This is a genomic window from Alkalimonas amylolytica (genome assembly GCF_900107845.1).
Taxonomy (GTDB): domain Bacteria; phylum Pseudomonadota; class Gammaproteobacteria; order Enterobacterales; family Alteromonadaceae; genus Alkalimonas; species Alkalimonas amylolytica.
In genome coordinates this window covers 383,712-409,471 of the sequence record NZ_FNRM01000001.1, presented here as the reverse complement: position 1 = coordinate 409,471, position 25,760 = coordinate 383,712, and the positions used below count along the sequence as shown (strand labels likewise).

The 25,760-nt window shown below is 45.3% G+C and carries 24 protein-coding genes and 1 tRNA gene; 12 read left to right on the top strand and 13 right to left on the bottom strand.

The genetic code is table 11. The annotated features are described in order from the left end of the window. Position 1: 1 nt before the first annotated feature. The 4 genes from BLW37_RS01795 to BLW37_RS01780 form a co-directional block, all read right to left on the bottom strand. Positions 2-1,333 carry an AAA family ATPase gene (locus tag BLW37_RS01795; RefSeq protein WP_091338553.1) on the bottom strand — a complete coding sequence of 444 codons (1,332 nt, stop codon included), beginning with the start codon at positions 1,331-1,333 and terminating at the stop codon, positions 2-4. Between the two features lie 74 nt (positions 1,334-1,407). Beyond that, positions 1,408-2,322, bottom strand: coding sequence for an AAA family ATPase (locus BLW37_RS01790; RefSeq protein ID WP_139243643.1), 915 nt, complete (start codon positions 2,320-2,322; stop codon positions 1,408-1,410). Between the two features lie 6 nt (positions 2,323-2,328). Beyond that, positions 2,329-4,011 (bottom strand): hypothetical protein, encoded by a 1,683-nt coding sequence (locus BLW37_RS01785; protein WP_091338549.1) that lies wholly within the window; start codon positions 4,009-4,011, stop codon positions 2,329-2,331. A 165-nt stretch (positions 4,012-4,176) separates the two neighbouring features. Continuing rightward, complete coding sequence (locus tag BLW37_RS01780; RefSeq protein WP_091338544.1) at positions 4,177-4,374, bottom strand: helix-turn-helix transcriptional regulator; 198 nt, start codon at positions 4,372-4,374, stop codon at positions 4,177-4,179. A gap of 526 nt (positions 4,375-4,900) precedes the next feature. Here BLW37_RS01780 and BLW37_RS01775 point away from each other — a divergent pair. From BLW37_RS01775 to BLW37_RS01765, 3 genes are all read left to right on the top strand, one after another. Continuing rightward, positions 4,901-8,671: a hypothetical protein gene (locus BLW37_RS01775; protein ID WP_139243642.1), complete on the top strand. Its 3,771-nt coding sequence runs from the start codon at positions 4,901-4,903 to the stop codon at positions 8,669-8,671. A 208-nt stretch (positions 8,672-8,879) separates the two neighbouring features. Next, complete coding sequence (locus BLW37_RS01770) at positions 8,880-9,266, top strand: hypothetical protein (protein ID WP_091338537.1); 387 nt, start codon at positions 8,880-8,882, stop codon at positions 9,264-9,266. A gap of 20 nt (positions 9,267-9,286) precedes the next feature. Continuing rightward, positions 9,287-10,279, top strand: a complete 993-nt coding sequence (locus BLW37_RS01765) for a hypothetical protein (protein WP_091338533.1) — start codon at positions 9,287-9,289, stop codon at positions 10,277-10,279. A gap of 263 nt (positions 10,280-10,542) precedes the next feature. On the opposite strand, the gene BLW37_RS01760 is transcribed toward BLW37_RS01765, so the two are convergent. From BLW37_RS01760 to BLW37_RS01750, 3 genes are all read right to left on the bottom strand, one after another. Beyond that, positions 10,543-10,857, bottom strand: a complete 315-nt coding sequence (locus BLW37_RS01760) for a hypothetical protein (protein ID WP_091338529.1) — start codon at positions 10,855-10,857, stop codon at positions 10,543-10,545. Positions 10,858-10,920: 63 nt separating this feature from the next. After that, the gene (locus BLW37_RS01755) at positions 10,921-11,127 is read right to left on the bottom strand and encodes a hypothetical protein (RefSeq protein WP_091338526.1); all 207 of its coding nucleotides are present in this window, start codon (positions 11,125-11,127) and stop codon (positions 10,921-10,923) included. Between the two features lie 57 nt (positions 11,128-11,184). After that, positions 11,185-11,958, bottom strand: coding sequence for a hypothetical protein (locus BLW37_RS01750; RefSeq protein WP_091338523.1), 774 nt, complete (start codon positions 11,956-11,958; stop codon positions 11,185-11,187). A gap of 124 nt (positions 11,959-12,082) precedes the next feature. On the opposite strand from BLW37_RS01750, the gene BLW37_RS01745 reads away from it, so the two are divergent. Together BLW37_RS01745 and BLW37_RS01740 are read left to right on the top strand one after the other, a co-directional pair. Continuing rightward, positions 12,083-12,352, top strand: a complete 270-nt coding sequence (locus tag BLW37_RS01745) for a helix-turn-helix domain-containing protein (protein ID WP_091338520.1) — start codon at positions 12,083-12,085, stop codon at positions 12,350-12,352. A gap of 28 nt (positions 12,353-12,380) precedes the next feature. Beyond that, complete coding sequence (locus tag BLW37_RS01740) at positions 12,381-13,139, top strand: hypothetical protein (RefSeq protein ID WP_091338516.1); 759 nt, start codon at positions 12,381-12,383, stop codon at positions 13,137-13,139. A gap of 48 nt (positions 13,140-13,187) precedes the next feature. On the opposite strand, the gene BLW37_RS01735 is transcribed toward BLW37_RS01740, so the two are convergent. After that, complete coding sequence (locus BLW37_RS01735) at positions 13,188-14,051, bottom strand: phage integrase N-terminal domain-containing protein (RefSeq protein WP_091338514.1); 864 nt, start codon at positions 14,049-14,051, stop codon at positions 13,188-13,190. 600 nt (positions 14,052-14,651) lie between these two features. On the opposite strand from BLW37_RS01735, the gene BLW37_RS01730 reads away from it, so the two are divergent. Further along, on the top strand, positions 14,652-15,347 hold the full coding sequence (locus tag BLW37_RS01730) for a hypothetical protein (protein WP_139243641.1): 696 nt from the start codon (positions 14,652-14,654) through the stop codon (positions 15,345-15,347). 865 nt (positions 15,348-16,212) lie between these two features. Here BLW37_RS01730 and BLW37_RS01720 read toward each other — a convergent pair. After that, positions 16,213-16,289: transfer RNA gene (locus tag BLW37_RS01720), tRNA-Ile, on the bottom strand. A 238-nt stretch (positions 16,290-16,527) separates the two neighbouring features. Here BLW37_RS01720 and BLW37_RS01715 point away from each other — a divergent pair. Continuing rightward, positions 16,528-17,637 (top strand): TonB-dependent receptor, encoded by a 1,110-nt coding sequence (locus tag BLW37_RS01715; RefSeq protein ID WP_091338508.1) that lies wholly within the window; start codon positions 16,528-16,530, stop codon positions 17,635-17,637. Positions 17,638-17,654: 17 nt separating this feature from the next. Further along, positions 17,655-18,062, top strand: a complete 408-nt coding sequence (locus BLW37_RS01710; RefSeq protein WP_091338506.1) for a type 2 periplasmic-binding domain-containing protein — start codon at positions 17,655-17,657, stop codon at positions 18,060-18,062. 43 nt (positions 18,063-18,105) lie between these two features. Here BLW37_RS01710 and rpoD read toward each other — a convergent pair whose 3' ends face one another. The 3 genes from rpoD to rpsU form a co-directional block, all read right to left on the bottom strand. Continuing rightward, positions 18,106-19,947, bottom strand: coding sequence for an RNA polymerase sigma factor RpoD (gene rpoD / locus BLW37_RS01705; protein ID WP_091338504.1), 1,842 nt, complete (start codon positions 19,945-19,947; stop codon positions 18,106-18,108). An 84-nt stretch (positions 19,948-20,031) separates the two neighbouring features. Next, on the bottom strand, positions 20,032-21,780 hold the full coding sequence (gene dnaG, locus BLW37_RS01700; RefSeq protein WP_091338501.1) for a DNA primase: 1,749 nt from the start codon (positions 21,778-21,780) through the stop codon (positions 20,032-20,034). 200 nt (positions 21,781-21,980) lie between these two features. Continuing rightward, the gene (rpsU, locus tag BLW37_RS01695; RefSeq protein ID WP_091338499.1) at positions 21,981-22,196 is read right to left on the bottom strand and encodes a 30S ribosomal protein S21; all 216 of its coding nucleotides are present in this window, start codon (positions 22,194-22,196) and stop codon (positions 21,981-21,983) included. A gap of 164 nt (positions 22,197-22,360) precedes the next feature. On the opposite strand from rpsU, the gene tsaD reads away from it, so the two are divergent. Further along, positions 22,361-23,374 carry a tRNA (adenosine(37)-N6)-threonylcarbamoyltransferase complex transferase subunit TsaD gene (tsaD, locus tag BLW37_RS01690; protein WP_091338498.1) on the top strand — a complete coding sequence of 338 codons (1,014 nt, stop codon included), beginning with the start codon at positions 22,361-22,363 and terminating at the stop codon, positions 23,372-23,374. Between the two features lie 3 nt (positions 23,375-23,377). On the opposite strand, the gene plsY is transcribed toward tsaD, so the two are convergent. Beyond that, the gene (gene plsY / locus BLW37_RS01685; protein WP_091338495.1) at positions 23,378-23,983 is read right to left on the bottom strand and encodes a glycerol-3-phosphate 1-O-acyltransferase PlsY; all 606 of its coding nucleotides are present in this window, start codon (positions 23,981-23,983) and stop codon (positions 23,378-23,380) included. 123 nt (positions 23,984-24,106) lie between these two features. Here plsY and folB point away from each other — a divergent pair, with 123 nt between their 5' ends. Genes folB through BLW37_RS01670 form a run of 3 tightly spaced genes read left to right on the top strand, consistent with a single transcriptional unit; the run spans position 24,107 to position 25,758 of the window. Then, on the top strand, positions 24,107-24,460 hold the full coding sequence (folB, locus tag BLW37_RS01680) for a dihydroneopterin aldolase (protein WP_091339552.1): 354 nt from the start codon (positions 24,107-24,109) through the stop codon (positions 24,458-24,460). Next, on the top strand, positions 24,460-24,951 hold the full coding sequence (gene folK, locus BLW37_RS01675) for a 2-amino-4-hydroxy-6-hydroxymethyldihydropteridine diphosphokinase (RefSeq protein ID WP_091338493.1): 492 nt from the start codon (positions 24,460-24,462) through the stop codon (positions 24,949-24,951). The genes folB and folK overlap by 1 nt, the downstream gene beginning before the upstream one ends. Beyond that, the gene (locus BLW37_RS01670; protein ID WP_091338491.1) at positions 24,952-25,758 is read left to right on the top strand and encodes an undecaprenyl-diphosphate phosphatase; all 807 of its coding nucleotides are present in this window, start codon (positions 24,952-24,954) and stop codon (positions 25,756-25,758) included. It abuts the gene before it with no gap. The last annotated feature ends 2 nt before the right edge of the window (positions 25,759-25,760 follow it).

Genomic DNA, 25,760 nt, shown 5'->3' with positions numbered 1-25,760 from the left:
GTTATTCACCAATTATATTTACTTGATGCTGTTCCGCTAGCTCGATGACACTTTCCCATCTGTCACCAATTAAAATAGGAGAATGAGTTGCTACAAGTACTGTAAAGTCATTAACTTTCTGAATTTCTTCTAAAATAGACAAGAATTTTTCTTGCCATTCAGGATGAAAAGAAATCTCGGGCTCATCTATTAAAACAAGTGACCCTTGATTTGTGTTAAAGACTAATTTCCCTATTAATACTATTAGGTGTTGCTCGCCAGATGAGAGTACAGATAGAGAAAGTGGATCTCTATCCCCATCGATTACTCTTACAATTATCCCTTCATCAGCTGAAGTGCTTACTGTTTTGAAAGCAATTAGTCTATTGATTGAACTGCAAAATACATCGAGTTTCTGTGCTAAATGTTCTAAAGAAGAAAATTTTTCACGTATATCATCGAGATATGTTTTTAATACAAGCATTCCCGCACTTTCTGTAGATTCGGCATGAACGTTAAGTTGTTTAGTTGTTTCTGTATGTGGCACAAGACCAAGCCTTCCGTATCTTTCTTCATACTCTTGAATTGCCTTTATAGACTCAAATACAGACTCACGTGATAAGGATACACCTCCTTTAAGAGATTCAATTAGTCTTGTAGGAAAACTAGTTTCTTTTTTTCGTCCTTCCTCAAACTGGTTTCTTATGGCTGATTGCATTTTTTCTTGGATTTCTTTTGCAAGAGCACCTACCATCAAACTATTTCTTTGTGCTGAGTGTCCTCTTACATCATAATCTTCTTCAGATTTTAAGCGGTTTGTAGGGATGGAGAAAACTTTTACTGATTTTCTAAGCTTTTCAAGCCATTCATCCCGTTTCTGATTTCGTCTAAAAACAGGGTGATCACCATATCTTGATAAAATATCTGAGGGATTGAATGTTTCGCCAGTTCGATCATGCCTCCATGTTCTGGGGCCGACTCTTGTTAAAAATGGAAAATTTCGTTCTATAATGAATGTCCTATCATCACCGTCGCCAAAAGGGTCTTTAACCTTGGTAGAGTTTGATTTTGTTCTAATGGTAACTTGGTTGTTTGAACGATCGTCTTCTAAGTGAATCACTTCGATCATGTCACCATCAGACAAGTAAAATCTAATGCTTTTAAAGTTTTCGCGAATAAAATAGTAATGGTCGCCAAGTGCAAAGCTATTTATTATTTTTAATATTGTAGATTTACCATATCCATTTGGTGCCGTTAATATAGATATATTATTTTCTCGGTCTGATAATTTTATTGAGTAATCAAATCTCCCGAAAAGTTTGTCAATTTCTATCCTTTCAAGTGTTTTCTGCATTTAATATACCTTATTTAAAGTATCGGTTTATTTTTTCTAATTTTTATATTGGGTCGGCCATTTAATTGGTCAAATTATTTATTGAATGTTAAAACGTCGGATAGGGCTTTGCGCCTTCTGTCCACAAAATCTCGACGCCAACTTTTTAGAAGCTCTAAATCTGTACTTAGTTCTTCGGGATTAGGAATAGAAGTCGGCTGTTCCTGTGATTGGCTATGCTCGTAGAATGAGTATTTGGTCATCAGTCCATCAATTAAACTGCAGTCACTGGGATTAATTACATGCAGAGCTGCAAGTTTGTTATCAGTGGTCACGCTTTTTCTATGTCTTCTAACTATTTCGAATAGAAGATCTTCTTCAACAGTTCTCTCTAGTAACTTACGGAAATCACTACATATACCTTGCGCGAGTGCCTTATATGAGTCAGCTCCGTATTCTTGCCCTGTTTTTTTCGCTTGGTGAAGGCGCTCTATAAGAATGTTATTGGCGGTTTCAGTTTTTGCATTCCAAACTGCCTGGTTTACTGGCTGACCTGATACGCCCTCATATTTTTCAATACATATCTGAGAAAACTGATCTTTTTTCCACTTGTCTCCCATTTTTTTGGCCACGTCTTCAAGTGCGCCATAGAGTGACAAGCGATGTGTGAAGATGAGAACTTGTCTTTTGGTTGCAAGCTGCACTAATCTGTTTGCAACATGCCACTCAAAGTCATGATCTAGAGACGATATTGGATCATCAAAAATAAATGGTGCAGCAATTGGCTTGTCAGAAACGTCTGCCAAAAATGCTGCCAAACTAATAATTCTGCGCTCACCCTCACTCAATACACTTTCAGGCGATACTTTCTGCTTTTGAGCTCCCTTGAGTTTTAATTGGTGGAGGACAGCGCCTTTTGTAGCGCGTGTTTTTACTAGTTCTACTTGAATTCTTTCGGCACCAAGTTTTTTTAGCTCGTCGTTAAATCTCGAAACATAAGCTTTTGTTATAAGCGCTTAAGATAGCTCGCCGGCTTTCATAGTTAACTTGCGGGGGTTAAGTTGCTCCTTCCAGGTTTCGAATTGCTTAAACTGCGTTAAACGAACGAGTTCAGCTTTTACTGCCTCCTTCTGTTGAGATACCCACTTATGAGCTTCTAATGTCGTTTTTTGATTAGTGGCTGATTGCCTGTCGAACTGCTTTGCATCTTCAGCGAGCTGATTGTATTCAATGTCTAACTGTTTGCTGTAAGTATTTAGTGAAGACAGAGTTTCAGCTAAATCAACGGAAAACTCTATCGTTCCGGTTGACTCATGGTTTAAAAGGGCATTGCGACATTTTTGATATTCTTGCCAAACATAAATAAAAAAACGCTGCCAGTCATCTGAGGCTAAACCTGCGGCACTCAATTGCATGTTTAGCTGCTCTGGTGAAGGAGGAGCGGTTAAACTATTTAGTACAGTCGAATACTCCAGTTCGGCAGCTTGTGCTGCGAGTTCTAATTGTCCTTTGACATACGATTCAAAATCATCAAGTCTTTTTCTTGAGTCATCATCCAATTTTTGATGGCATAATACACAGCGAGAATCTTCAGTGTCATTTACAGGGAAATCCCGCTTTGGATAGGCAGTTGCTGAATACTCTCTCGCTGCTTCCCACATCGCCAACCAAGTTTTAGTGCCAACTCCCTCAAGCTTTGCAGAAGCAACATTCCCTGTCTCTATTGCAATACGCCTTTTCTCTATAGCAGTGTTTCTAAGAATTCTAAGATGAATTAATTTATCAGAACTTAATAAAAGTGAGACATTCTTAGCCTGAGCTATCAGGTTATCCAGTGAGGTCTTTTTATTTTTGATTTGGACTGCCAAAGTTGCAGGATCATCTGTATTCAAACGTTTTACTGTTAGCGCTAATGCACTCTCATTTTCAGTAGACCAATTTAGGTAATTCTGAATTCTTTGTGTATTTAAAACTGAATGTAATGATGTATACACTGACCCTGGCTCTGTTCTTTGAAAATTATGTGGCAAATCGGGCAGTTTACTCGTCAATTGATTTTGCTCGTTCTGCAACGACGTTTTTAACTTTTCACAGACCTCGGCTAATCGTTCGAATAGTGCCACTAAAGGGGGGATGTAAGATGCGTTATTTTCTTTTGTTAGATAATTTAGGGCTTCGTCGTTGTCAAAGATATCTACAGCCGTTAGCTCTTGGATTGCAAGTGAGTTTGCCGGCCAAGCAATCGTTTTTTCATCATTCCCCCAGATAAAAGAGACTCTACAGCCTCGCTTCTCGGGTTCTGGAAGAAAAACATTTGATTTTAAATCTGATGCCCTGGGTTTCCCACATGCCTTTTTCAGTAGTCGGGTATATCCGGATTTTCCAGAGCCATTATGCCCATAAATGACTGTGAGATTACCAGTACCAAGTTGCAATGGTGTCCTTGGCGACAAATTTTCGATACCTTGGACATCGGATATTGAAGTTAGCTTTAGAGCAGCGATATTTGGGGTAACGGAAAAACGTTCCCAATCAAATTTAATTGGATTTGTCGGTGCTAAACCTTTTAATAAATTTATAGCTTCATTGAAATCGTTGTCTGATATGGTGCCAGTTGTAACTAACTTGGTTGCTATCAGCTGTAACCATATGGGTTGTTGTTTTAGCCAATTAACCACGTCATTTGATACGTCTGCCATATACTCGTCCATGTATTATTAAACCCAATTTGTACCTAAAGTCCCAAATGTTCCCTCAGATGTCAAGCTATCAAGGCTCTACAAATTGTTGATATTTTGTCGATGGCATCAATGGCTGATCTTATGACTGCTTTGAAATAGATTGTATTGTCTTGGGAGCCCACCTTAGTTTCTGGGCTGGTTTTTAACCCAGCTGTCAAAATCGTTGATCGGAAATAGCAGCCGGCCATTAATCCGGATGTGGGGAGGGATCGGATACTGATTTGCCGATTTTTTGTTGTGGTTAATGTGGTTGTATAAAGTTTGTTTAGAAACATGCAGCAAATCTGCAACTTCTTCTATCCGGTAAAACAAGGGTTTCATTAGCACCTCCCTTACTAGTTAATCAAAGTGCCTCCCATTATTAGTATTTTTTATAAAATTGCTGGTAAAAACCCAGGTCAATTAATCGGGGTTTTTAGACTATTAAGATCTAGGCACATAAATTAGCCTATAAAAAATTTGGCATGCCAAATTTTTGGAAGTATTTGCCCTATAACTGTCCGTAGGGCTGACAAGCTTGGTCGAGTAAAGTGAGAAAATGGAGATGTAAATGTTGCTCGAAGAAATGAAGGCTCGTCATGATGCCTCCAACAACATTCTTTTTTCGACTTTTCTGATGTTATTCGATCTCGTTGCTGTTACCTAGCGCTACTTGCTATTTAACACTGCCCCTCGCGTTGCTGAACGCGCTCATGTCGAGGGATATGGGTTCAGGAAAGTCAAAATATAGGATTAAAACCTGCAACCCTCATTTGGTAGGTGGGAATGTGCTGTGAAACCATTACAATGGTTAGAAAAGGAACTTGATATCAGTTTCCACAAATCGAAATAAGGTCATTTAATAATTATGTCACGATCGGGATCGCATGCAGGGCGTGGTTTTCGCTATCAAGATGCAGTCGGAGTTTGGTTGCTGATTAAATCATGGGCAGACGAACTGCCGCACGGAGAAATTATCCCAGAAGGGATAGATGATTATGAAATCCGTTGTACAGAGGGCCGCTCGTTGATACAGGTAAAATCCCGCCGTGATCATCTGGGGCCTTTTCCAGTTTCAGACGCAGCAAGTTTCATCCGGGCTTTATGGCAACGGGTCGAAGACTGTGAAGATTTACCAAAATGTTTGATATTGATCCTGGAACGACCTGTTGCTAACGGAGCAACAGTTGACTATTGGGTTGATGAACATTCTGAGCTGCGTAAAGCACTTCGTAGCGATCCCAGATCCTCACTGTTTTCTCCACTCACAAGAATTTGTATAGTGCCTTCACCATCTGAATCTGCATTAGATATCGTAACGCAGAACAGGTCTTGTGTTCATTTAGCAGCTCAGATTTATTGTAGTGATCTGTTAAAAAAAGTTGGTGCGTTGGCTGATGCTAATGGCTTGGTTAAAGGGGGCCGATTTCAAGGTATTACCGTATCAGATTTGGAAGAAACCATCAGCAGGCTGGAGCCACTTCTGGATTTTGCTGGAATGGAAGAGGCGCTACGGGAAGGTTACTGTGCTGCAATTGATTTTCTCACACCATTTAATGATCCGTCTTTCTATCAAGGCGTCGATGTGCGTCCAAGCCATTTTGCTGCCGGTCTCGTTGTCGAAAGGCCTGAAGCTCGTTTAGAGGTCATTTCTGCACTGGAGTCTCGTGGCGCAGCGTTGATTATAGGTGCATCAGGTACTGGTAAATCTGCATTAATGTGGGAAGCAGCAGCATGTGTACGGCACAACATCCGATGGTTTGAAGTCAAGCGAGGCCATGCTGCTGATGCTCATTTATTTATCCGACTAGCACAAATGTTGCGTGCATCCTCGTCTGCACCGATAGGCTTTATTCTCGATGACGTTGGTCGTGGCTTAAGCGACTGTTGGAATCAACTAACCCGGGATTTTTCGCTTAGTGGTGGAGTGTTGTTATTAGGCTCCATTAGAGAAGAAGACGTTTTTCTGCTCGACTCCAGGGCTCGCGCAGCTGAGATTCGACTGGAAGGCAATGTAACGATAGCGGAGAGGACCTGGTCTCAACTTTATGCTCAAGGGAAAACATCGTGGAGTGGATGGCGGGAACCGTGGTCTCGGAGTAATGGGCTTTTACTTGAATATACACACATACTGACGCGTGGTGAGCGTTTAAAGTCCATTCTAAGTGAACAGGTTGAACGCAGGCTGCGTGAGGAGCGCGATGACGAGCTTGCCATTTTAAGAGTCGCTGCACTTGCAGGCTCGGCTGGTGCCACTATTGAAGCTAACCGATTGGCTAAAGTGCTCAGTATTTCGTTGGGAAACCTGAATAGAGCACTACGTCGATTAACTGATGAACACCTTATTTCTGAACCTGTCTCAGGAAAAATAAAAGGATTACATCAGTTTCGATCCTCCGTTCTTTTTGAACTATGTCACACTTGCCCACCCCCTTTAATATCAGACACAGTCACAGAGGCAATTAATGCAGTTACATCAGATACTCTGAAGTTATTAATCGCCCATATAGGAATTAATTATTCAGCAGAGGCAGGAAATTTTATAAGTCATATTGCTGAGCGTATTGAATGTGACCAAGACCCAGCTGCTGCAATTGCAGCATTCTCGGGCCTTGGTCATGTTCATGTCGAAATGACTTTGAGGGAATGGCTGCCTAAAGCGATTTCGGCTGGGCTGGAACCAACACAAGTCAATCTTGCAGTAATGTTTGCTGTATCAGATTTAGATTTTTCCACGCTACCTCTTCCCGAGCGTCTAAAAGCCGCGACTCTCAAATTAAAAAGTAGTGCTCATGATGATCCGCGTTTATCTCTTTTATCCATGCTATCGGACAGCTCTACAAACGCTTTTATACTAAAAGCAGACCCGTTACAACTTCGAGCTTACCTAGCAGCAATGGTAGGACTCGTTATTCCCGAGTACGTTAAGTCGGCACTTAGAGCTATTAGCCCACAATTCGATGATATAGATATTGAAGGAGCAGCAGATCTTCTGAGTGCTGTGCAATTAATTGATCATCAGACTGCAGTTGCTTGGACGAAAGGTGAAGTTCTAAAACGTTTACTAGCTCGTGTTCCAGAAGAGATATCTTGGGCAGCTCCAGTTGAAGTTGAGGCCGCTCCTGAGGGACGGTTATTACGTAGTTCCATATTCCATGTATCAGATTCCATACAGAGAGATATACACGAGGAGACTGTGCAGCTCTGTAAGCATTTATTTGGTCTTGATCCAACGGTAACAGTGGTTGCAGTAGATGCTATTGCTGCTGATGGGCTACCCCTCGGCCTTGAGGGAGGACCTCCCATTGCAACCAAGCGAATCCCTCGCAAAAATTCTCCACCGACTACGTTGCCTGAATGGAATCAGCTATGGACTGAAGCTGCTGCACGTTTGGTTGGGGCAGAGAGCTACTCAGCATATCTTAAGCGCGCAGAAGAGTTGTTGGGGAAGTTAGTACCTGTATTGGAACGAATTGTTGACTTCACATTGCGTCGCAAAGCAACTCCGTCGAAGATTTTGGTTAAATTTGGTGAAGTACATGATGCTTCTCGACTATTGACGCCACCACGCGATGGGGCTTCAGGAAAGGAGCCAGAAAAATTTAGCACACCAATCCAGAATATATTATTCAATTGTTCGTCTGAACTTATCAGGCGCTTTCTTAAATTGCCTGATGACTATGCGGCTTATATTTTTTGGGTTGAAGATTTATTGAAGAGCGTTGAGCTTGCAAAGAGTGAGCCATGGGAGTTAATTGGAAAGTCACCTGACGACCAGTTGCAGCGTCTTAAATGGGTCATTGAATCGCTACGCCTATTGGCAGCTGAGGCTGGTTCATGCAGTAGTAATCCTGTGCATCTTTGGTCAGAAAAGGCCCGAAAAGCAAGTCTTGGCAATGCCTTGCGAATAGTGAAATTTTCAGTTGATGAACAGCTTCGGACGAGATCAATCAGTTACATCAATCAAGTGCGAACCAATTTGGAAAAGGTTGGTATTAATGCTGAGCTTTATACTCGTCCGAACTGGGACAGCCCATTACCTTGGCCTGCGTTGGCAATCCTGATAATTGTAGATATAAGTTCACCCGTCGATTGGCCGGTGTGGCTTGTAGAAAATGGCGAGCAGATTCGTAATATTGTTGGTGAGTCTCGTCGCATCTGGATAGCCCCAAGAATCAACGGTTGGATGGTGTCAAGACTTACAGTGGGAGGTGTAGGTACGCTATTCCCGTTTCAGTACGCTGTTGATGACTGGTTGGATATTTTAAAAGTGCCTCGTTTAAATGATTCTTTTGCCCATAATGCAGAGCGTGTAGTTAACCTCATTGTTGAACTCGATAACTTACGTTGTTTTGGCCTGGGAGTTGAGGGACGTCCTGTTGCTGAACAAATTGTGCGTGAAAATACTGAGCAACAACTTTCGGAAGAGTTGTTTCGATTTGAGGAGCTTGCATCGGAAACTTCTGTCCAATCATTACCGCGTCAATTAAATGAAATGGTTCTCAACGGACAAATAGCTTTGGCAAAAAGTGTTGCAGCTGCAACTCATGGCCAAATTCTTCCCGGAATCGAAGCAATCATTGAGATCCAATCTTTGATGCTTGAAGAGGATATTCTTAGAGCTCAATCTGGCTGTTAATTACCTGATCTAAAATATGAGAGTATATATTGTAAAGTCTTGGCAAGGATTGAACTAATCCGACCAAGAATTCTAAGTCTGTAGCTAGCGTTGCTAGTGCCAAAAATGAATTTGACAATAAAGTTTAGCTATTTATTTATCATTATTGAGAATTTGGCATGCCAAATTTTTCAGACGTTAATTAAGTAACGGTAATTTGGTATTCAGCATGGCAAGAGTAGCATCAACCAAAATAGACGTTCTGGATCTGGAGTATGTCATTGAATACCTGCTGGTGTTTATTTTCTCACGCCGTGCATTCAGCTGTGATACCACAATTACAAAGGGCAAAAACCGGGTCAGACTCCTGCAAGCTGCGCTGACTTTGGAAAAGGTCATGTTGGAACTACGCGAACAGGAATACCTAGACACGGTAGATCGCGTTTGTGTCGATATTGAAGGGGTGATGGTCGCAACACTTGGCACTGCAAAGATCCAGCAGTTGCGCACAGCTATCCGGCAAAAGCGTTATAAAAATAATGGGTTTAACAGAGCATTAGAGGAGTACCAAAGCACAAAGAGCCTTTTGGAACGAAAATTTATCAATGATTATTGATTTTTAAATAAGGGTTTGTCATGGATGCATCAAAAATAAAACAATATTTGTACGGTAATATTTCTACTGTTTTTTGGTTTTCATTTTTATCTTTGGGCGGGGCTGTCTATTCTTTATATTATTCTAATATTGGTTACATGCCCGACTTAGATTTCCAATCAGCTGTTACGTTTCTGGCTGTTGCATCAATTACTGCAACCTTACTTGTTATTTTATTTATGGTGTCTCTGATTATCCCCGGTGTTTTCTGGGTTGAGACTTGGTCAAACGACTCTAAGTTCAAACGCTATTGGGAAAAAGAGGATGGTAGCAAAAATTTTCTTAGGGTGGTTGGGTGGTTTGTAATTCCTTTGTTATTTTGGCTCGGTGTAGTGGTGGTGATCATTTCCGAAAAGCCTATTTACCTACCTGTTTTCCTCATTGTTTTGATATTAGTTGGTTGGATTTTAAATAAGAAATCTCAGTTAACAGGTAAAGAACTTGCTACTGAGTACGGAAGGTTGGTTTTTACGTCGATAGGCTGTACTTTTTTAGCCTTTTTTCCAATTTATATCGTTTCTATTCTCACCTTCTCAGGAGTTGAAACTACAAAAGGTAGCTCAATATTTGTCGGGTTCTTAGTAGCTTTCGCAATCGGATTTATTAATTTGCTCGCAATTATGAAGCGAAAATCTCAAAATGGGCTTATTTACTATTCTGTCCTTGGGCTGACTGCATTTTTTATACTTTTTTCTTCCTTTGAAATGTTTCACAGGATCCCTGAGAGGGTAATGGAAATTTATAAATTTGGTGCGATAAAAAATGCATCTGTTGTTTTTAAATCTGAAGCATGTCTACCGTTAAAAATGCAGGGAGTAATTCAGAGTTTCGAGGCCGAAGCTCCTTGTAAGGTATCTGAGCTAACAATACTCTCGAGGCTTGGTGAAGAGTTTTACATTGAGAAAGACAAGATCAGAATCGCAATCAATAAATCTGATGTCATATCATGGGCTGTGAGTAAGCCCGACGCTTAGCGTGAAATATTACCGGCTGTGGAAGTCTGCTGTTACCCCTTACTCCACAACTAACCTAACAGCTTAATATCATCAGATTTTATTGAGATACGTACTTTGCCCAGTATTTTTTGCTGGGCATTTTCAGTACCTTTCTGCCAGTGTGGCGAGCTTTTTATTGACATAGAAAATTGGGTTTCAGCTATAGCTCTAGGCTGAAGCATCAGAAATTTAGTGACGAGTGATATTTGAAAAACCAGTTTGCCCCCAGTCGCACAAATCGATCAGCCATTGTGTAACCTGTCAGAGGATGCGCCTTTGGCAGCAAAAATTAGCTCAGCGCTCCTGCTAGCGAATTGATTAAAAGGCTCCTCTAAGATATCCCAATGTTCATTTCGTTCATTGGTGATCTGAAAGGCAAAGATTTTCTGCTTCATCAGGTCTAAATAAAGCTGTTCCTCCTTCTGATAGCTATTGGCCAGCTGAAATGCCAATGGCTCCCTGTACAGCTCAATGCCTTCCATTCGCTGCCGTAGCTCTTTAATAGCCGGAATAAAAGGCCTTAATTCAGCAACTTGCTGCAGGTTTTCAAGATTCATTCGCACTCCACACTTTTGTCGGCTATGCCCAACATACCTACTATTAAATTTGGCATGCCAAATTTAATAGTAGGTATCGTACAGCTCACCAAGGGCTTGTTTATCCTCCGCCTCTTGCCGGGTCATACTTTCGCCATCAGCATTAATATTACCCATACCATCGTTAAGCATATCCAGCTGGTGTTGATCGGCACTATCATCGCTTGATAGCACAACATCAAGGACTCCAAGGGCTACCAAGCCAGTTACTTTTAATACTTTACCCCACATTTCTGCCTCCGATTTATCAAAAAAATTTGGCATGCCAAATTTTTTACTAAGAATTACTTAGTTTTTTGTTTGCGGTAATGCATAGCTGCAATCGCCAACGATATTTTCGATGATCACTTTGGTTGGTTGAAAATGCAGCTCGCTATCCTGCATTTCCGCTTGTGAAAAAGACGCATAGTAGCGGACCCGTCTATTCGAGTTGGCTTGTTGGTTGCTTCTGCCGCCGAGGGCAACCGATAAGGATGGATCAATCTCGTATTGGCCAGGCCGCTTTTTAGTGAATTGCTTTAGGAAATCCTCAGCATGTTTGGTGGGCACATTTAGCTCTGCAAATTTCTCCAACTGCAACCAGAATGTATGCTCTCCCATTGCTCCGAGGTCAATCTCATAGCGATTGTAAAAGTGAAGATGGAAGGTTTCTTTATCAAAGTCATACTCACCGAGTTCTGCAAATCCTGTAAGGTGATACTCCCGAATGTACTGGCGCTCGTTATAGTATTCCAGGTAAGCACGCTCACTTCGTGATCGGTCGAACTCATTCATTCTCGCGGTTTTTGCATTGATAAACTCATCCAGGCTGATACCTACATTGTTATGCTCGTTGTAATAGCCTACATACGCTCCATCTGTAAATTGAGGGTTAGTTTGTACTTGCTCTAATCCAACTTGCCCGGTACAAAATTTAGCTTGTGCATACCGATTCGTATTTGTTGGGCCGATAGGATTTAAACCGTCCCTGGTTAGCTCGTATCGCTCGCCTTTGCTGTTGGTTACCGTGACACAGCCTGCCAGCAATGCCGCACAGGTTAAGCTTAATAAGGTAATTTTCACTCATAGCCCTCGTTTTCGCTCTAAAAAATTTGGCATGCCAAATTTGCTAAGGATTCCTTAGTATCCAGCCTCTATTAAAGCTAAGACAATCTTAGTTTTCAATAGCCAATGTCTCACACTAAGATTGAATACTAACGATGGTTCGCCGCTCCCTGAGCGGTTAAAGCAGGCAAGAAAACGAAAAGGGCTATCTCAGAAGCAGCTGGGTATTTTGGCCGGTATGGATCGTTTTGCTGCTTCAGCCAGAATGAACCAGTATGAGCGTGGTGTTCACTCCCCTGATTTCAAAACGGTTATTGCTTTAAGTAGAGTGCTTGAGGTGCCAACTGCGTTCTTCTATTGCCTAGAAGACGAGTTGGCAACTGTGATTATGGATTGGAAAACTCAAGGCTAATAATTAGGTAAACTCTAAAGGACTTAATTTGAAACGTTTAACTCCTGCATTTTGGTTATCTATACTTGTAGTTTCAGTTGCCATAATTTGGCTGTTTTTCCCAAAAACGAATTTAGAGCCCTTAATAGTTTTTCTAGCTGCTATGACCGGTATCGCTCCGCTTATCAGGACTGAACTATTACCTTGGTATGAACATAAACGGTTGAGAAAAAGAGGGTTTAGCTTCTTGACTGGGCAATCCAAGCTTAATGCGGTTGAATTTACTTATGACGATCTGTTCAGAGGCGGTGCCGTAAAGTTAAACCTTGTGAAGCAATCTTTTACGAATTACCCCAAAGTTGTTCGTGCATATTTTGAACAAAGTGATATCACCTTCCAGGCCGATTTTCACAATGGAAGCCGAACTCGGCTTGAGCATTGCTTTAGCTTGGGTTATGAAACAGGTGAAGAATACAAAGCACCCTTAAAGTCCAATAGGTACTTCATTGCTCAGGCTGATATCGACTCAGATGGGGTTGAAGAAGTTATCCTGGGGATACTTGATAACAGTTCAGGTTTGATAGATGTTGAATTACAGGTTTATAAGTATTTTCCACCACATTTTGAAAAAGATATAGCAAGACAGAAGAACTGGGAGTTAATAGGCACTTTAAAAGCACCAGGAATTTCTGAAACGTCTCTTATTGAAATTAAACAAGGGTTTATCAAGATTTCACGCAACCATAGAGATTTTTACCACAAGTGGGTTTTTGTCGATGGGAAAGCTACAGATGTTGGCGAGTACTAATTTGGCAGGCCAAATTAGTACTCGCCAACGATGTAATGACAGAGAAGACTAACTACCAAGGTAAGAATAGGTAATGTTTAATCGCTCATGGCCAAGCTCTTTAGATATTTGTAGTCTGATAGCGGTATCTATCGCGTAATGCTCTGCTGACAGAGCTCTCCGACTTGGGCCTCCGTCGGCAGGGCACTGCCAGCCAGTAAGCTCTAAATAGCGCTCTCGCGTATAGTGGTGTCTCAGGCCGTGGTTTTTATTTAGCCCTACTTTATCGGTCTCACGTTCATACCGCTCTAGTTGCTGCTTATAGTTTTTATCAGCCGGTATTAGCGTTGATTGGGGTAGGGCCTTAATATCTTTAAGTAAATCCAGTTGGGACTGTCGGGTAATTGGTATTTCACGATATTTACCACCTTTAGCCCAGGAACCTTTAATTCGAATATGATCACTCCGCATGGCGTAGGAGAGGTCAAACTTGATACTTTCTTCCCGGCGTAGACCAAACTGTTGCTGCAAACGCAGTGATAGCTTAAGTCTATCACAGGGTATCTGAGTCAGCTTTTCCTGATCCAGCTGTTTGGATTTACCAATTGGGTTACTGCGAACCCTGGGTATGCCGTAACTGTCGTTGTCTTTTGCGACAACATTACGCTTTCCAATCTTATCAGCCCACCACCTGAGAGCAGATAGGCGGTTTTTCATCGTTTTTGGCGCAATACCTTCGCTTTGCCACTTTTCAACCAGGTAGTTGACGTGTTTGGTTTTAAGTCCTTTTGGATCTCGCAGTTTGAAGCCTTTCGCTAGCAATTGTTTTGCTGCAAGGTTCAACAGTTTTGATCTGCTGTCACGGGTGTTAAAGCCACCTTCTTTGTGAGTGGTTTTAACCATGTAATTCAGCATATAGCCCAGTTGACTCATGTTCTTTTCCTTCAGTTGATTGACGACCAGTGTTGTTTAACAAGAAAGGAAATCGAAACCGGAGATCAGGGGGCGTCAGCCAAATTAGGTGAGTTTTAAAGCCACAAACACGGTCATAACCGGGTAAGTTGTCGTAAAGACACGTGGGCTAACTGATCTGAAGCAAAACAAGCTGAGCTGGCTGGCTTCTGCTGAAGGCAACACAGACTACTGTGGTTTCGATAATATTGGATTTGGTCTTTTCAGACCTTAGCTACGAATGTAGCCCTTCAGATACGTGTTGCGGGCAGCGGGAGCGCCCTTTTTGGTTTGGCTCTTAGTGAGCAGTTGCCAGATAAAGATACCATATTGATCAGTGATTGCAATAGCCGAAATTTAGCATCCCTCTTCTGTCCCAACTGTTGGAGAGGGAGATTCTGGTTGCAAGGCATCATGAGCAGGAGCCTTGCTGGGCGACTCTTCGAGTCGTCCCTACCTCTTTTGTAGGGACGACTCACTGATAGCTTTGATAACGCATATAACTTCAGCATGTCAGCAATATACAAATTTGATACATTTAGCTTATTCAACTCTTAAGGTGTCATGATAGGTAATCGAAAGATGGATAGTTCAGAAAAACAAGCTTCGAAATTTACTCTCAGTTACGTCATAGCATCACTGACGTTTGTAATTCCTATTATGTACCTTTGTGGTTACTTGTATCACGCTGGATATCTTGGGGGGTATGGCATCAACGAAGACTATTTTGAGCTGGGATTTGAAGCGTACTTGGTGAAATTTTTCTTATTCTTCATCCATATATTTTCTGTGGTGTTAAAACTGACAACTAGCGCTTCAACGATCATGGCTGCAGGTGTATTTGTTTTTCTTTATGGCTTCATTTTATATGGCATGTATGAATTAAGCTTCCAAGTGGTATCTTGGAAGAAACGTTTGAAAGAGAAATATCGGGGCAGGGAGCATTTAGGCTGGATAATGGTTCCGACTTTAATTGCAGGGGTTGGAGTAGGAGTGCCGCTAGTGTTTATTTCGATAATAGCATTTGCTGTTTTAGTGGTACTTAATAGTTACACAGTAGGGGCTAATCGGGCAGCTGATGAAATCAAAGCTTTTGTTCAATGCGATCATCCTGAAGCAAGGTGTACCAGGATTTTCTCTGGTACTGATTTGATTGCTGAAGGTAAGATCGTAACGGTGTCAGCTAAAAGTCTAGCGGTATTTGATGGCTATAGAGTGTTAATTCTAGATCATGATAATCTTCGCGTTGAGACAGAAATACAAAAACAGCATAGGTAGCTTGTATATGAAGAGTTTTGCGGTATTTTTCCCCTACGTTACCGAGGTTAGCGTGTGATCTATTGGAAGTCGTTTCAACATCAGGGGAATGAGTTTAGTCTTGAACATCTACATCCCAAAATATGGCTCTATGAACAAGCTGCAACAGACACTAAGCCTGCTATACCTTATCGGATTAGGGTTATTTATAGTTTGCATTGTTTTACTGTGATGAGGGATGAGACAAAGCCTAAGCTGGATTATTCAGACGACAGAGAAGTAAGAACTTTTTGTTTCGATAGGTACGAGTGGTCGAAGCTTCTGAACGAGGTCATTGAAAACCTGGATGAAGGGCATGTATACCATACGGGGCGACAAAATTTTCTAAGAATAAGGAGCACTTCAGGCTCGGAGTATGAAGTGTTTTTTACGCTCATGAAGTCAAAAGAGAAAGGTGTCGATCTTCAGCTATACGTTCAATCTGCTTACCTGAGAACCAGAGGAAGTAGCCCAAAGGCTGGTAAGATTCGATTTTCTGTTATTGCATACAACACGAAAGCAAATAAACCAATTAAGGTACATAAACGCTAGAAACTAAAAAAGCGCCAAAAGGCGCTTTTTTAGTTTAATCAGGGTCTTTGGGTATCACGCTCTTGGGCGGTAACCTTAATCTAATAAGGCGACATTAGCGCACTCTCTCGAGTCCTGTTTATACGCTAACAACGACAGTATAAACTATAGTTGACGGTCAACACATCGGACCAGTTTGATTTGGTGGTTATCCTAACGTTTTACAGGCTGTAGTTTGTTTAGTAGTATCTCGGTAGCACAGAGGTAGCACCGAGCTATTTTCAGGAAGTAGGGTAAAACGACAAGCCTTTAAAAATGGTGGCCCCAGCTGGACTCGAACCAGCGACCGATCGATTATGAGTCGAGCGCTCTAACCAACTGAGCTATAGGGCCATCTGTGCAGAAATTTTAGCGAAGCGAAAAACGGCTTGCAGTATAGAAAGTTTTACCGGTGTTGTCATCTGGCTTTTTTGGCATCTTCAGCTTGCCTGGCTATTTTCCATACAAAAACCTGCAGGTTCTCACCTGTTCCTGAAAAGTGTTACTTTCATTATTTCTTTCAAATTATTGGTTGCATGGGCTAAATCTAACTAAACTCTAATTTAATAACGGCTGAATGAAGGGTTTAATTATGCAGTGCACTAAGTTTGTCTGGGTTCCTGCGCTCTTTGTTGCATCTACAGTAAGTGCGGTAGACTTCCAGTATGGTGGTTTTTTGACCGTTGGAGCAGGCACTATCATTGATAAAAAAGAAAGCGCTTACGACTATGAAGGGTTTAACTGTCCCTGCTTTATTTCCGACTTTAATACCGCAGGTTTGTATGAGCGAGGTGACATTGGCTGGAAGCAGGATACCCGATTAGGTTTGCAGGGAACGGTACGTTTTCAGCCCGGTCTGTCGCTGACAGCCCAGGGGGTAGCTCGTGGATCAGACTCCAGCGTGAACCTTGAATGGCTGTACCTGAGTTACGATCTAACCAATGAAATTACCTTACAGGTTGGCCGCAAACGGATCCCGCTGTATTACTATTCAGATTTTCAGGATGTCGGCCTGGCTTACATCTGGGCTCGTCCAACACAGGCTTTGTATGGCTGGGAGGCAAGTAACTACAACGGTGCCAGCGTGCGCTACGCTACTTTCTCCGGGCATTGGGAGATCCAGGCCAGTGCCTTTGCAGGCAATGAAACCGTGCGAAAATCTGGTTTTGCCCGTATTTACGACGAGGTTAACCAGGATATCCGTTGGCGGAATATTTTGGGCGCCGATTTAGAAGTGACCCGAGATTGGTTTACCGCCAGAGTTGTCTATTTGCAGTCTGATAACTCCATCACCGATAAACCAGACTCGGCAGATTTTAGTCGTCCGGCGGATAAACAGCGTGTTTTTGGTCTGGCGCTGAATGCAGATTTTAATGATTGGCTGATCTTGTCGGAGTTTAATACCAATACCCGTAAAAGTCGGGATGAAGAGTTGAGCATACCGGCACCGGCTATGAGTGTTGGGGTGGGTAGGCGGATCGGCGCCTGGACGCCGTTTATCAACTATGCCCGCTTTTGGGAAAAATCCAAAGATGCTGATTATGAAAATGAACGTTTTATAGATCTGTCTGCGACCTTGCGGTACGACATCACGTCTTCAAGTGCATTCAAGTTTCAAATAAACCGGTTTTCTGATCGTTCTGAGTTTCAATTTGTCGGGGCAACCACCTTACTGAGTGCAAACTACAACCTGGTGTTCTGAAAAGGGCGGGAGGACTTATGTTGAAAAATCTATTGATGGCGCTGTTTGTGGTTATGCAAGGAGCTGCCTTTGCTGAGATTGCGGTGATTGTGCACCCATCCCAGGGCGCTGCAATCAGTCAGGATGATATCAGCCGTGTTTTTATGGGCCGCTCCGGAGACATTGCTGGTGAAACCTTTATCCCAGTTAACCTGGCCGATTCGCATCCCGCCAAGGCGCATTTTGATCAGGCGGTGCTGGGACGTTCCTCGAGTCAGATTAAGGCGTATTGGTCCAGGCTGGTGTTTACCGGCAAGGGCACACCACCGAAAGAAGTGGGTTCGGATAGTGAAGTACTCACTTTGGTGGCTAAAAACCCCAATATTATCGGTTATGTGCCCTTGAGTATGGTTGATGACTCAGTGCGAGTGGTTGCTACATTTTAATGATGGAAGCATGAAAAAGGCGCCGGATAGGCGCCTTGGTTGTTTACTCGTCAAGGAAGCTTTTCAGCACTTCCGAGCGTGATGGATGGCGCAGTTTGCGCAAGGCTTTGGCCTCGATTTGCCGGATCCGCTCCCGGGTGACGTCGAACTGCTTGCCGACTTCTTCCAGGGTGTGATCGGTGTTCATATCGATACCAAAACGCATCCGCAGTACTTTAGCTTCACGGGCGGTAAGTCCTGCCAGTACTTCGTTGGTGGCGTTTTTCAGGCTTTCCATGGTGGCCGAGTCCAGTGGTGATTCGCCGCTGGTGTCCTCGATAAAGTCACCCAGATGCGAATCTTCATCATCACCAATCGGTGTTTCCATCGAAATCGGCTCTTTGGCGATTTTCAGCACCTTGCGGATTTTGTCTTCCGGCATTTGCATGCGCTCGGACAATTCTTCCGGCGTTGGCTCGCGGCCCATCTCCTGCAGCATTTGACGGGAAATCCGGTTCAGCTTGTTGATGGTTTCGATCATATGCACCGGAATACGAATGGTGCGGGCCTGATCGGCAATTGAGCGGGTAATGGCCTGACGGATCCACCAGGTGGCATAGGTTGAGAATTTATAACCACGGCGGTATTCAAACTTATCGACCGCTTTCATCAGTCCGATGTTGCCTTCCTGAATCAGATCGAGGAACTGCAAGCCGCGGTTGGTGTATTTTTTTGCAATTGAAATTACCAGACGCAGGTTGGCCTCGACCATCTCTTTCTTGGCCCGGCGCGCTTTGGCTTCACCAATCGACATCCGGCGGTTGATGTCTTTGATCTTGGCAATGCTCAGGCCGGTTTCTTCTTCGACCTTTTTCAGTTTTTCGATGCAGCGATACAAATCGTCTTTGAAATCAGTCAGTTTTTCTGAATGCGCTTTCTTAGCCGTAATTTCAGCGTCGATCCAGGCGGTCGAGGTTTCATTGCCGGTAAAAGCTTTGACGAACGCCTTTTTCGGCATCTTGGCATGCTCGACGCTGTGCTTCATGATCAGGCGCTCTTGCACCCGCACCCGGTCCATCATTTCGCGCATGTTTTTTACCAGGCGATCGAACTGCTTCGGTACCAGGCGGAAACAACGAAATACTTCACTCAGCTTCAGAATTTCTTCTTTGGTGGTATCGTGCTCACGGCCATTGCTGACGATGGAGTTGCGGGTGACGTCGTACTGATCGCGTAGTTCAGCAAACTTGACCCGTGCAACTTCAGGATCCGGACCGCTGTCGCCATCATCGGCATCATCGTCATCGTCATCGTCATCGTCATCATCGTCGTCATCATTGTTGGACTCAGGCACATCCGAACCAATGTTGGTGGCAATAACCGGGGCTTCTTCCAGCTCATTCGGATCGACGAAAGCGGTAACAATATCACTCAGCCGCATCTGATCAGCTTCGTACTTATCCCACAATTCGAGCAGATAGGTAATGGCCTCAGGGTATTCAGCAACCGAGGTTTGAACCTGGTTGATGCCATCTTCAATGCGTTTGGCGATTTCAATTTCGCCATCCCGGGTCAGCAGCTCGACGGTACCCATTTCCCGCATGTACATCCGTACCGGGTCAGTGGTTCGGCCCAGTTCTTTATCAACACTGACCAAGGCCTGCGCTGCTTCTTCCGCTGCGTCATCATCGGCGGCGGCATCGGTCATGATCAGATCATCGGCATCGGGGGCAGATTCAAACACCTGGATCCCCATGTCGTTGATCATGCGGATGATATCTTCAATTTGCTCCGAGTCGATAATGTCTTGTGGAAGGTGGTCATTGACTTCGGCAAAGGTGAGGTACCCTTGCTCTTTACCTTTCAAGATCAGGAGTTTGAGTTGCGACTGAGGACTTTGCTCCATAGAGGCTGTTCTTCCACTCAAGTTAATTAATAAACGAATTGCGAACTGGCAATTATAACAAACTGCGGCATTTCTAGCCAGCAATTAGCTTGGTGCCGATCGCGGTTTTCTGCTTTTTAGTGCTGTTAGCAGCAATACGTATTCCTGTTGTTCGACAGGGGTTAATTTTTGCAGCTTGGCGGTGCGCTCGAGCGCTTCCAACCGTTGTTGCAGGTATTGATCTTCAATGGCGCCGAAGGTATCGATAAATTCTGGTTCGACTTGCTCTGGTTCCAGCTGTGGATCCCACATCGCCAGTTTATTCAGTATCGGATATTCCTGGCTATCACGCCAATGCTCCAGCAATTGAGCCGTGCGGATGCCAGGTGCCGCTAAGATTTTGTGCTGCAAGGCCAGCAATAATTCCATGCCAGCTAAGTTGGCACCAGCCAGTTCTTTCGCCTGAGGAATGCTATTGGCCAGTGTCGGGTACTGCAGCAGCAGGGCAATGGCGCGGCGCATCGGCGTCATGCTTTGAGCCTTCGGCATAGAGCGGGCGGCGCTGCCTTTGCCCGGGGCAGGCTTTTCGCCTTTTGGTTTACCAATCAGGCTGTGCAGTTTGTCGCTTAACTGTTCACGGTAAAATTCGCTTGGGATCTGGCCAATCAAGGCTTTTCCCTCAGCCAGCAAAGCCGATTTGCCGGCATCGGAGCCTGCATCGTGTTGTGCCAACAGGTACTCAAAGAAATAATGTTGCAAGCTATCGGCAGCGGCTATGCGCTGCAAAAAGGTGTCTTTGCCTTCTTGTTGCACCATGCTATCCGGATCTTCGCCATCCGGTAAAAATACAAATTTAAGCTCCACGCCATCTTTTAATTGCGGCAAAGCATTTTGCAGAGCGCGCCAGGCTGCATCGCGACCAGCCCGGTCACCATCGTAACAGCAGACCACAGAGCGGCAATAGCGAAACAAGGTTTGCATATGCTCGCTGGTGGTGGCGGTGCCCAGGCTGGCGACGGCAAAGTCGATGCCTTGCTCTGACAGCGCTACCACATCCATGTAGCCTTCGACCACCAGTACCTGTTCCAACCGTTCCTGCTGCTGGCGAGCCTCATAAAACCCATACAGTTCGCGGCCTTTGTGAAATAAACGAGTTTCCGGCGAGTTCAGGTATTTGGGCGTGCCATCGTCAAACACCCGGCCACCAAAGGCAATGACCCGGCCACGGCGATCGCGGATGGGAAACATCAAGCGGTTGCGAAAAAAATCGTACTCGCGGCCTTGTTCATTGCGATTGGTCAGCTTGAGCTCAAACAACTGATCGCGGATTTTTTTATCTGTGCCAAGCTGACGCAGCAGAAAATCCCAGCTATCTGGTGCCACCCCAATGCCAAATTTTTGCACGGTGGCAGCGCTTAAACCCCGGTGTTTTATGTAGGCTTGCGCCTGTGCGCTGGCCGGGCCTTGTTGCAACTGCTGCTGCCACAAGGTGCTGGCTTTTTGCATTAAGGTATAATCATCCGCCTGGCCACTGGGCCTGGCTGGGCCACCGCCTTCGCGAGGCACTTCCAGATGGTGCATCGCCGCCAGTTCTTCGATGGCTTCCGGAAATTCCAGTTGCTCGTACTCCATCAAAAAAGTGATGGCGTTGCCATGGGCGCCACAGCCGAAACAGTGATAAAACTGTTTATCCTGGCTAACGGTAAAAGACGGTGTTTTCTCGTTGTGGAAAGGGCAGCAAGCAGAATGATTCCGGCCTTTTTTCTTCAAAGGAACGCGCTGATCGATCAACTCGACGATGTCGGTTCGAGCCAGTAAATCATCAATGAACTGTCGCGGGATTTGTCCGGCCACTGGATAGTTTCACTTTGCTCAGAAAAAGACAAACCGTGCCTGGAAGCACGGTGTGGTCAGCATATGCTAGTTCCTGACTCTGCTGCGTAATTGCAGCCAGAAAGCAGGGGGCGTTTCAATGCAATCAAAAGCTGTTTGGGAACAGCTGCTGCCTGCCAGGCAATGAAACGCAGCCGTCGCTGTGACGTCTTTCGTACTGATTAGTACAGACGGATGCGACGAGCGTTTTCGCGAGAAAGCTTTTTCGCGTGGCGTTTTACCGCAGCAGCTTTCTTACGCTTACGAATCCAGGTCGGCTTTTCGTAGAATTCTTTCGCGCGCACATCAGCCAGGATGCCAGCTTTTTCACAAGAGCGCTTGAAACGACGCAAAGCTACGTCAAAGGGTTCGTTTTCTTTTACTTTAACAACAGGCATTAAATTCTCACCTCGGTTTATCTGGTCAGTCAGCGACCAATACGATTAAAAATGGTGCCGTATTTTACTCAAAAGCCGGGGGCCTTGTAAAGGGATTCTGTGGATCGCTGGTGATTTATCCTGGATCCCAGTACAATTCGCGGGTTTTAGGGCAGGAGGAAACGATGCGGGTACTGGGAATTGAGACATCCTGTGACGAAACAGGCATAGCGATTTACGACAGTGAGCTGGGCTTACTCAGCCATCAGCTGTACAGCCAGGTGAAGCTGCACGCTGATTACGGTGGTGTGGTGCCGGAGCTGGCATCGCGCGATCATGTGCGTAAAACCCTGCCGTTAATCCGGGCCGCGTTAAAAGAAGCCAGCAGCAGCGCTGCCGATATCGATGGCGTGGCTTACACCGCAGGACCAGGCCTGGCAGGTGCTTTGTTGGTAGGTGCTGCTATTGGTCGTAGCCTGGCGTTGGCCTGGCAAAAGCCGGCCATAGGGGTGCATCATATGGAAGGGCATCTGCTGGCACCGATGCTGGAAGCCAATCCGCCGGCCTTTCCTTTTCTGGCGCTGCTGGTCTCCGGTGGCCATACCCAGTTGGTGGCGGTAGCCGGCATTGGTCAGTACCAGCTTTTGGGCGAGTCGATTGATGATGCCGCTGGTGAAGCCTTTGATAAAACGGCCAAATTGATGGGGCTGGATTACCCCGGCGGGCCTTTGCTGGCGAAGATGGCCACTGCAGGCAACCCGACAGCGCATCGCTTCCCGCGGCCGATGCTGGACAGGCCTGGGTTGGATTTTAGCTTCAGTGGCCTGAAAACCGCTGCTGCTAATGTCATTGCCAAAGCTGGTACCGATGATCAGGCCAGAGCCGATATTGCCGCGTCATTTCAGCAAGCAGTGGTAGATACTTTGGTAGCGAAGTGCGAGCGGGCTTTGCAACAAACTGGTCTGAACCGTCTGGTGGTAGCGGGCGGGGTCAGCGCCAATACCTCACTGCGTCAACAATTAGCCGTGCTGTTGCAACAGCGCGGTGGCCAGGTGTTTTATCCACGCAAAGAATTCTGCACCGACAATGGCGCCATGATTGCCTTTGCCGGCCATCAGCGTCTGGTGGCAGGGCAACAGCAGGATCTGGCAATTGCTGTACAGCCACGCTGGCCGATGGAACAGTTGTCACCCATCTAACGATTATTCTTTAAGATTTTTATCTTTATCCCAGACCCGGCTTTCGTTGCCACGCAGCAGCCGGGCAATGTTTTGGTGGTGGCGGGCAATGATCAGCAAGCTGAGCATCAGCACCGGCAGGGTATACATCGGCTTGATAAACCAGGTAAATACCGGCGCTAAGCCCACCGTAATAATGGCTGCCAGCGACGAATAGCCAGTGATGGCCAGCACCAGCACCCAACTGGCCAGCAAAAGGCCGGTCAAATCCAGCCCTATCGGCATCATGGTGCCAAGCGCCGTTGCGACGGCTTTACCGCCTTTGAAGCCAAAAAACAGTGGATAAATGTGGCCAAGGCAGGCGCAAATGCCAATCAGGCCAAGGTAAAAGGGTTCTACGCCTAAAAAGTAGGAGCCCCAGACCGGAATTGTCCCTTTTAGGATATCAAACAGCAATACCAGCGCTGCCGGCAGTTTGCCGCCGGTGCGCAGCACATTGGTAGCACCAGGGTTGTTGGAGCCAGTGGTCCTGGGATCAGGCAGCCGGAACAGCTTGCTAATCAGCACCGCCGATGAGATGGATCCCAGCAGATATGCCAGCAACATAAGTGTCAGGATCATAGGTGTCATCAATGCGGTTCCTCAGCCTGGCTTTTTACGATAAGATCGGCCTCGCCTGATCTTAAGGTGGCGGCTATCTACCCAATTGGCTTCTGTCTTCATCTTACCCTGAACCTGCTGCGGAATGAACTGATGGATACTGTTTTTATTAAAAAGTTGTGCATCGATACGGTGATTGGTGTGTACGAATGGGAAAAATCCATTCAGCAGCGGCTGGAGCTGGATTTGGAGCTGCAGTGCGATACCCGTCAGGCCGCCGCCAGCGACGATATCCGCCAGGCGCTGGATTACAGTGTGATTGCGACCGAGGTGACCGAGCTGGTGCAGCGCGAACCCATAGAGCTGATAGAAACCGTCGCAGAGCGAGTAGCCGCTTTGTTGTTGCAGAATTTTAAGACCTGTCGGGTGCAGGTCAGCGTGAGCAAGCCTGGTGCTGTGCCGACTGCTGAAACCGTTGGTGTGCGCATTGTGCGGGAGGCTGGTTGATGGCCTTTATTCTGATCAGCATTGGCAGCAATATCGAGCGGGAAAAGCATATTCGGGTAGCGATCCGTGAGCTCAGGCAAGCTTTTGGTGCCCTGCAGATATCTTCAGTGTACGAAAGCGAAGCCGTCGGCTTTGACGGTGAACCCTTTTACAATCTGGTGGTTGGCGCCAACACCGATTTATCGATTGAAGCCTGCGTTGAGCTTTTTAAACAGATTGAAGATCGTCATGGCCGTAAGCGCAATGTGGCTCGCTTTTCCGGCCGGACGCTGGATTTGGACTTGCTGACTTACGATCAGCAGGTTTGCCAACAGCCGATTGAACTTCCACGTGATGAAATAACCAAAAATGCCTTTGTACTCTGGCCGTTGGCTGAGCTGGTGCCGGAGCAAATCCATCCGCCCAGTGGCCTGACGTATCGCCAATTATGGCAAGACTACCCGAAGCAGCAAAAGTTGTGGACGGTGCCTTTTTCATGGAGTGAAGACTAAGTGAGTACCATCGAAATCCTTATTTTATCCATTATTCAGGGTATTACTGAATTTCTTCCTATTTCTTCTTCTGCTCATTTGATCCTGCCTTCAGCCATTTTAGGCTGGGAGGATCAAGGTGTGGCCTTTGATGTGGCAGTGCATGTCGGCACTTTGGCGGCGGTGGTGCTGTACTTTCGTCGCGATGTCGGACAGATTTTGCTGGGTTGGTTCAACTCCTTACGCGGTCAGCACAGTACCTATGGCACTTTGGGCTGGATGCTGATTGTGGCCACCATACCGGCAGGCCTGGCCGGCTTGCTGTTTTCCGGCCTGATTGAAACCGTGTTGCGCTCGCCCTGGGTGATTGCCTGCACCACGCTGATTTTTGGTAGCTTGCTTTGGTACGCCGATCGCACCGCCAAACAGCAAACCGATGTCATGCATATAAGCTGGCGTCAGGTGCTGGTGATTGGGGTGGCACAGGCGGTGTCGTTAATTCCGGGAACCTCACGCTCTGGCATTACCATGACGGCCGGCCTGATGATGGGGCTGGATCGCGCCAGTGCCGCCCGTTTTTCGTTTTTAATGTCGATTCCGATTATTGTGCTGATTGGGCTCTACCAAACCAGCAAATTAATTAAAAACCCGCAAATATACGACATTCCTGCGCTTGGCATGGGCATGCTGCTGTCGTTTTTCAGTGCGCTGGTGTGCATTCACTTGTTCTTAAAAATCATTAGCCGGATGGGCATGTTGCCCTTTGTGATGTACCGGCTGGCACTGGGCATTGGCCTGGTGATTTTCTTAACCTGGTTTGCTGGCTAAGC